This is a genomic window from Hymenobacter coccineus (assembly GCF_001816125.1).
GTDB classification, from domain to species: Bacteria; Bacteroidota; Bacteroidia; order Cytophagales; family Hymenobacteraceae; genus Hymenobacter; species Hymenobacter coccineus.
Map to the genome: position 1 here is coordinate 1 of NZ_MDZA01000118.1, position 7101 is coordinate 7101.

Genomic DNA, 7101 nt, shown 5'->3' on the forward strand with positions numbered 1-7101 from the left:
CTACCTGGGGGCTGCAATGGGGGCCACGTGCTGCTGCCGGCCCGGGCACTCGGCACGGGCGCGGCGCTGCTATACCTGCTGCCCACGCTGGCCGTGCCGCTGGTAAGCCTGCGGGCCGCGTGGTGGCCGGCGGGCGGGCAGTTCGTGCGGTGGCCGGGGCTGTACGTACTGGGGCTGCACCTGCTGGTGGCGCTGGGGGCCGCTGTGCCGGCGGGCCATGTGGCATACTACGCACTGGGACTGCTGGCACTGGCGGGCGCAGCTTTCGCGGGGGCCCTGGCGTGGCGCCGCACCCTACCCGACGCGGCCGCTGTGGTCCGCGCCGGCCAGCCCGACCGCTACTTGCTGCACTTGGGCTACTGGCTGCTGGCGGGCACCCTGCTAACCCACGGCTGGCTGCTGGCCCGCACCGAAACCTTCTTCGGCCAGCCCGCCGAGTATTTCACGGCGGCCTTGCTCTTCGGGGTGCTGGGGGCCCTGGCGACGGCCCAGCCGCCGGCCACGGCCCCGGTGTACCGCTCGTGGCGCGTGCTGCACCCGTGGCTGCCCGAGGCGGCGCTGCTGTTTGGCACCGCCACGCTGGCCCACCACGTGCGCACGCCCTGGCTGCCGCTGCTGTGGGCGGCCGCGGCGCTGGCCCTCACCCAAGCGGCGGCCGGGCTGCCGGTCCGCTTCCGGCGGCTGGGCCTGTACGGGCGGCTCTACTACTGGCTGGCGGCGGCCACGGCCAGCGCCGCGTGCTTACGCTACATCACGCCCAACCAGCTGCTTAGCCTCAATTGGTGGGTAATTACCACCGCGGTGGGCCTGCTGTTTGGCTACGTGGGGCTGGGGCTGCGCGTGGGCAACGCGCCCTTTGCCGATTTGCCACCGGCCTGGGCCATGCTGGCCCGGCCCACGCGCCGCCAGCTGGAAGCGTGGCTGCTTTACCCCGCGTTCGGGGCCCTCGCGCTGCTGTTCATTCAGTCGTTCGACCGCTCGGTGCTCACCGTGCTGCTGATGCTGGAAGTTGTGGCGGTGTTCAGCACCAGCTTGCTGCTGCGCCGGCAAGACCTGCGCTACGGGGCCCTAGCCGGCATGCTCGGCTGCCTGGTGCGGCTGGTGTTTTTCGACCTCAGCCAGAGCGGCACCGTGATGCGGGCCATCGTCTTCATCTTTATGGGCTTGCTCCTGCTGGGCATGAACGCGCTGTATGCTCGCTTCAAAGCCCGCTTCGTGGCCCCCGACGGGCTGGAAGAAAGCGCCTTAGCAGCTAACGAACCTGGCGGCGAGGGCCCGCACCAGGGCCCCGCCGGAGCGGATGGAAGCCTGTTCTGAGCCAATGCACGGGAGCGCCAGCCCGCCGGGCCAACCGGCAAATGGCGGCGGGCCCGTGGGGCCCCTTTGCGGGGCCTCCCCTACTTTAGCCCCTCTTTTTGCCTTTGCTTATGGCCCACCCCGACACCGCCCTGCACCACCACGACCGCACCGAGTTCCAGCTGGAGCGGCTAATTCTGTTCACCGACGCCGTGTTTGCCATCGCCATCACGCTGCTGGCCATCGAGATAAAGGTGCCCGAGCTGCACGAAGTGCACTCCGAAACCGAGGTGGTGAACGCCGTGCTGCACCTGATTCCGCGGTTCGTGGGCTTTTTCGTGGCCTTTTTCGTCATCGCCATCTACTGGGTGGCCCACCACCGCGTGTTCCGCTACGTGTACCAGTACACTAACGGGCTGATTTGGCTGAACGTCCTGTTCCTGCTCAGCATCGTGCTCATGCCCTTCACGGCCGCCTTCCAGGGCGAATACCCCATGCTGAAGACGCCGTGGGTGCTGTACTGCGCCAGCGTCGTTTTCACGGCCCTGATGCAGGTGTGGCTGCAAGCTTACATCCGTAACCCGGCCCACGGCATCACCCGCCCCGAACACCGGCAGCACCCCGACCTGGACCTGCTGCGGCCCCTGGTGTCGGTGGCCGCGTTCGTAGCCAGCGCCGTGCTGATGCTGCTGGGCTTCGTGGTACTGTCGCGGCTGGCCCTCATCGCCATCTTCCCCCTGATGGCGCTGTACGGCCGCCGCTACCGCCGCCGGCTGGCCCGCCACGAGGCACTGCACGCCCCGGTGGGGCCCCAGCCGGCGCCCCGGCGCCCGGCGCCTAGCCCGGCACCCGGCAGTTTTCAATGTCGCGGCGGCGCGTCCGGTAGCGCAGCCAGCCCACCAACATGGTGGCGCCCGCCGCGGCCAACGCGCTGTAGCCCAGCCGCCCGCCCCGCTCGGGGTGAAACTGTAACAGCGCCAGCCCAAAGGCCATCAGCGCCAAGCTGGTGCGCACGTACGTGAGCAAGGTGCGCTCGTTGGCCATGCGGGTGCGGGAGGCGGCCAGCCGCTGCTGGTCGTAGTTGGGCAAAGGCTTGGGCGGGTCGGGCATCATATGGGGGCCCTACGCAGGGGCGCGCCGGCTGGTTGGCCCCGGGGCCCGTCCATGGGGCCCCAAGGTCAGCCAGGAAGCAGCAGTTATCCCACTGCCAACTAACACTTTCAGCAAAACGAAAAGAGCTACCAGAAGCTACCAATCCTTAATAGAATTGGTAGCTTCTGGTAGCTCTTTTCTTATATTTCTAGAAACTGCAAACAAGCCCCCGGGGCTCTACGCCTCCGCGTACTTGCTGGTGCGCAGCTCCTCGGCCAGGAAGCGGCTGGTGTGGCCCTTGCCGCTCTTGGCTACCTGCTCGGGCGTGCCCTGGGCCACGATGCTGCCGCCGCCCCCGCCGCCCTCGGGGCCGATGTCGATGACGTGGTCGGCCACTTTGATCAGGTCCAAGTTGTGCTCGATGATAAGGACGGTGTTGCCCTTGTCGGCCAGCTTCTGGAGCACGGCGGCGAGGTGGTTGATGTCCTCGAAGTGCAGGCCGGTGGTAGGCTCGTCGAGGATGTAGAACGTCTTGCCGGTGTCCTTTTTGCCCAGCTCGGTGGCCAGCTTCACGCGTTGGGCCTCGCCGCCGCTGAGGGTGGTGGCCTGCTGGCCCAGGGTGAGGTAGCCCAGGCCCACTTCGTTGAGGGTCTTGATCTTACGCAGGATGCGGGGCTGGAACTCGAAGAAGTCCACCGCCTTTTCCACCGTCATGTCGAGGATGTCGGTGATGGACTTGCCCTTGAAGCGCACCTCCAGCGTTTCGCGGTTGTAGCGGCGGCCCTTGCAGGTTTCGCAGGGCACGTGCACGTCGGGCAGGAAGTTCATCTCGATGGTGCGGATGCCGGCGCCCTCGCAGGTTTCGCAGCGCCCGCCCTTCACGTTGAACGAGAAGCGCCCGGGGCCATAGCCGCGGATTTTCGCCTCCGGCATCTCCGCAAACAGGGCCCTGATTTCGGTCATCACCCCGGTGTAAGTCGCTGGGTTCGAACGCGGCGTACGGCCGATGGGCGACTGGTCCACCTCAATCACCTTGTCAAGTAAATCGAGCCCTTCGATGCCGCCGTGGGCCAGGGGCTCGCGCTTGGCGTTGAAGAAGTGCTGGTTGAGGATCGGGTACAGCGTATCGTGGATGAGCGTGCTTTTGCCCGAGCCCGACACGCCCGTGACGGCCACCAGCTTGCCCAGCGGCACCTTCAGGGTCACGTTCTTGAGATTGTTGCCCTTGGCGCCTTTCAGCACCAGCTCGGTGCCCTCGCCCTTGCGCTTTTTCTTCTGCAACTCGATGTGCTTCTGGCCACTGAGGTACTGCGAGGTGAGCGAGCCGGAGTTGAAAATTTCCTGCGGCGTGCCGCTGGCCACGATGTGCCCGCCGTGGATGCCGGCCCCGGGCCCGATGTCGAGCACATGGTCGGCGTGCATGATCATGTCCTTGTCGTGCTCCACCACAATCACCGAGTTACCAATGTCGCGCAGGTGCTGTAAGGCCTTGATCAGGCGCTCGTTGTCGCGCTGGTGCAGGCCAATGCTAGGCTCGTCCATAATGTAGAGCACGCCCACCAGCTGGGTACCAATCTGGGTGGCGAGGCGGATGCGCTGGCTCTCGCCGCCGCTGAGCGTGCGCACCGGGCGGTGCAGGCTGAGGTAGTCCAGGCCGACTTCGAGCAGGAAGCCGATGCGCTTGCGAATCTCCTTGAGTAGCTCGCGGGCAATCACGTTCTGGCGTTCGCTCAGGCGGTCCTCCACGCCCTCGAACCAGGCGGCCAGCTCGGCCAGGTCCATTGTGGAGAGCTCGCCGATGTGCCGGTCGGCCAGCTTGAAGTGCAGGCTTTCCTTTTTGAGGCGGTAGCCTTGGCACTCGGGGCAGGGCTGGGCCTGGGCGTACTGGGCAATCCACTCGCGGATGTTGTCCGACTCCGAGTCCATCTGCCGGCGCAGGAACGGAATGAGGCCCTCGAAAGGCTCCGTGTAGATGGTTTTGCGGTCGTCGGCCTCGTCCTCCGTGATGCCGTGCAGCAGGCGGGTGAGCAGCTCCTCGGGCAGCTTTTCAAGCGGCGTGTTAAGGGTGGCCTTGTGCTTTTTGAGGATGAGCTGGAGCTGCTGGAAAATCCAGATGTCGCGGTACTCGCCCAGGGGCGCAATGCCGCCGCGGCTGATGCTGAGCTTGCGGTCGGGCAGCACGGCGTCTTCCGTAATTTCCTGCACTTCGCCCAGGCCGTTGCAGGTGGGGCAGGCGCCGTAGGGCGAATTGAAGCTGAACGTGTTGGGCGCCGGGTCGTCGTAGGCGATGCCGGTGGCGGGGTCCATCAGGAAGCGCGAGAAAAACTGCGGCTTGCCCTTCTCGCTCTTGCTCTCACCCTTGGCGTCGGGGTCGAGCACGAGCATGGTGCCCTTGCCGTGGGTCAGCGCGTTCTGCACCGAGCCCGAGAGGCGGAAGCGGTCTTCTTCCTTCACCACGAGCCGATCAATCACGATTTCGATGTCGTGGATTTTGTAGCGGTCCACCTGCATCTTGGCCGTGATGTCGAGCAGCTCGCCATCCACGCGCACCTTGGTGAAGCCCAGCTTGGCAATCTTCTGGAAATCTTCGCGGTAGTGGCCCTTGCGGCCCTTCACCACGGGCGCCAGCACCACGAGCTTCTTGCCGTCGTAGTGCCGCAGGATGTAATTGATGATTTGGTCGTCGGACTGCCGGATCATCTTCGCGCCGGTGGCGTAGCTGAAGGCTTCGGCTGTGCGGGCGTAGAGCAGGCGCAGGAAATCGTAGATTTCGGTGATGGTGCCCACCGTGGAGCGCGGATTGCGCGAGGTCGTTTTTTGCTCGATGCTGATGACCGGCGAGAGGCCTTCAATCTTGTCCACGTCGGGCCGCTCCAGGCCCCCCATGAAGGAGCGGGCGTAGGCCGAAAATGTTTCCATGTAGCGCCGCTGCCCCTCGGCGTAAATCGTGTCGAAGGCCAAGCTGCTCTTGCCCGAACCCGAAATGCCCGTGAACACCACCAGCCGGTTGCGCGGAATCTGCACGCTCACGTTCTTGAGGTTGTGCTCGCGCGCGCCGTACACTTCAATGAACGGGGCATCGAAGGGGCGCGGGGCGGGCAGGCCCGCGGGGCCCCCTGCCGGGGCCCCGGCGGGGGGGCCCGCGGGCGGCAGGGTTTCGGGCGTTTGGTGCTGCAAGGCCACCGCTAGGCCGGCCTCAGTGGGCTGGCTGCCGGGGGCCCCGGCGGCGTTGGTGGTAGCACCTGCTATTTTCTTTTTCAACGAGGCAGCCGCCACTTTGGGCGCTGGGGCAACGGAAGTAGCCGGGTTTTTCTTGGCCATGCGGGCAAATCGGAGGAACAAGCGAAGGTACGCGAACGACCGGCTGAGGATGGCAAAAAGCTGGATTTTTCTGCACTATTGCGCGGCCGGGCGCAGCCAGCCACAACAGGGCCCCAGCCTGATTAGTGCGCAGTATTCCAATTTCTCTTTCTTTGCCCGGCCGGCCCGCCGCCGATTGCTCAACCGGGCCTTTTCCCACCCACTTTGCTCTACCTACTGCTTATGTCCCTGCTTTCTTCTGCGCAACGGCGCACCGCCTCATTGAGTGTTTTGCTGGCGGTGGGGGCCCACCTCGCCCCGGCGCAAAGCGCACCTGCTAAGACGTATGACTTCCTGACCGTTACTAATATAGAATCGGGCACAAAGTCTTTGGCAAAAATGTTGATTACCCCCGCTTTCCAAGGCAAAACCGAGGTACAGCTAGAGGACCTTGGGAGCCTCTCCGTCGAAAAAAACCTGGCTAAGATTGCGCGCAATACCGAAGTAATTAACCGGCAGCTGACTGAACTGACCGCCGCCGGCTGGGAGTTCGTGCAGGCCTATCCATTCGCCTTCTCCCCTGACTTACCGACCACACGCTACCTATTTCGCAAAGCCAGAAACTGAGCAGCTGCGGGCGGATGGACGGTGCAATCAGTGCTTTCCTGGGCAAGGACGCGTGGCCGCCCCGGCTCCCACCGGGGCCCCGGTGCGCCGGAAGTTTGGGCCCATTGGTCGATTGTTTGGCCCCCGCCGAACGTGGCTGCGTAACCTGGCATCTGCCTTGCATCTATTGGGTAGGCGCCACCGTTAGCGCTCTGGTTTCTTGCCTTTTTCCTCCCTGTTATGAAAGCCCTCCCCAAATTCATCGGTACCGCCCTGGTCAGTGCGTTTGCTTTGCTGGCCGCCCCGGCCGCCCACGCCCAGGTGGGGGTCAGCATTAACATTGGCAACCCGGGCTGGGGCCCCAGGTGCCCTACGGCACGCAGTACTACTACATCCCCGAAATTGACGGCTACTACGACCTGTACACGCAGCAATACATTGTGTACCAGGACGGCTACTGGGTGCCGCTGCCCGAGCTCTACGGCTACGACCCCTACCAGTTCCACCCCGTCGTGATTGGCTACCGCGGCCGCCAGCCCTGGCTGCAAGGCGAGTATTACCACGCCCGCTACGCCTACCGCCCCTACTCTCCCTACGGCAACGGCTATGGCAACGACTACCGCAACGGCTACTATGCCGGCCGCCCCGGCTACGGCCGCCCTGGCGTGGTGGTGCGCCCCGGCTACGGCGGCGGCTACGGCAACCGCGGCGGCTACGATGACCACCGCGGCGGCTACGGCGACAACCGAGGGGGGAACTACGGTGGCAACCGTGGGCGGGCTCGATAACCGCGGGGGGAACTACGGC

At 65.2% G+C, this 7101-nt stretch carries 5 protein-coding genes and 1 pseudogene; 4 read left to right on the plus strand and 2 right to left on the minus strand.

All coding sequences use genetic code 11. The features are described 5' to 3' along the window. Together BEN49_RS27750 and BEN49_RS29445 are read left to right on the plus strand one after the other, a co-directional pair. A partial coding sequence (locus BEN49_RS27750; RefSeq protein ID WP_158022805.1) for a hypothetical protein occupies positions 1 to 1317 on the plus strand: 1317 nt, incomplete at its 5' end. Between the two features lie 110 nt (positions 1318 to 1427). Continuing rightward, a pseudogene (locus BEN49_RS29445) lies at positions 1428 to 1748 on the plus strand (TMEM175 family protein); the annotation flags it as partial. Between the two features lie 385 nt (positions 1749 to 2133). On the opposite strand, the gene BEN49_RS30485 reads toward BEN49_RS29445, so the two are convergent. Continuing rightward, on the minus strand, positions 2134 to 2409 hold the full coding sequence (locus tag BEN49_RS30485) for a YidH family protein (protein WP_083325937.1): 276 nt from the start codon (positions 2407 to 2409) through the stop codon (positions 2134 to 2136). Positions 2410 to 2625: 216 nt separating this feature from the next. Continuing rightward, positions 2626 to 5709: an excinuclease ABC subunit UvrA gene (gene uvrA / locus BEN49_RS08985; RefSeq protein ID WP_239691880.1), complete on the minus strand. Its 3084-nt coding sequence runs from the start codon at positions 5707 to 5709 to the stop codon at positions 2626 to 2628. 222 nt (positions 5710 to 5931) lie between these two features. Here uvrA and BEN49_RS08990 point away from each other — a divergent pair, with 222 nt between their 5' ends. Continuing rightward, positions 5932 to 6315, plus strand: coding sequence for a hypothetical protein (locus tag BEN49_RS08990; protein ID WP_125916662.1), 384 nt, complete (start codon positions 5932 to 5934; stop codon positions 6313 to 6315). Positions 6316 to 6659: 344 nt separating this feature from the next. Then, on the plus strand, positions 6660 to 7082 hold the full coding sequence (locus BEN49_RS08995) for a hypothetical protein (protein ID WP_070742693.1): 423 nt from the start codon (positions 6660 to 6662) through the stop codon (positions 7080 to 7082). Positions 7083 to 7101: the final 19 nt, after the last annotated feature.

Coding starts and splice junctions, on each gene's coding strand:
- BEN49_RS30485 (WP_083325937.1), bottom strand. CDS start 2,409: ATGATGCCCGACCCGCCCAAGCCTTTGCCCAACTACGACCAGCAGCGG.
- uvrA (WP_239691880.1), bottom strand. CDS start 5,709: ATGGCCAAGAAAAACCCGGCTACTTCCGTTGCCCCAGCGCCCAAAGTG.
- BEN49_RS08990 (WP_125916662.1), top strand. CDS start 5,932: ATGTCCCTGCTTTCTTCTGCGCAACGGCGCACCGCCTCATTGAGTGTT.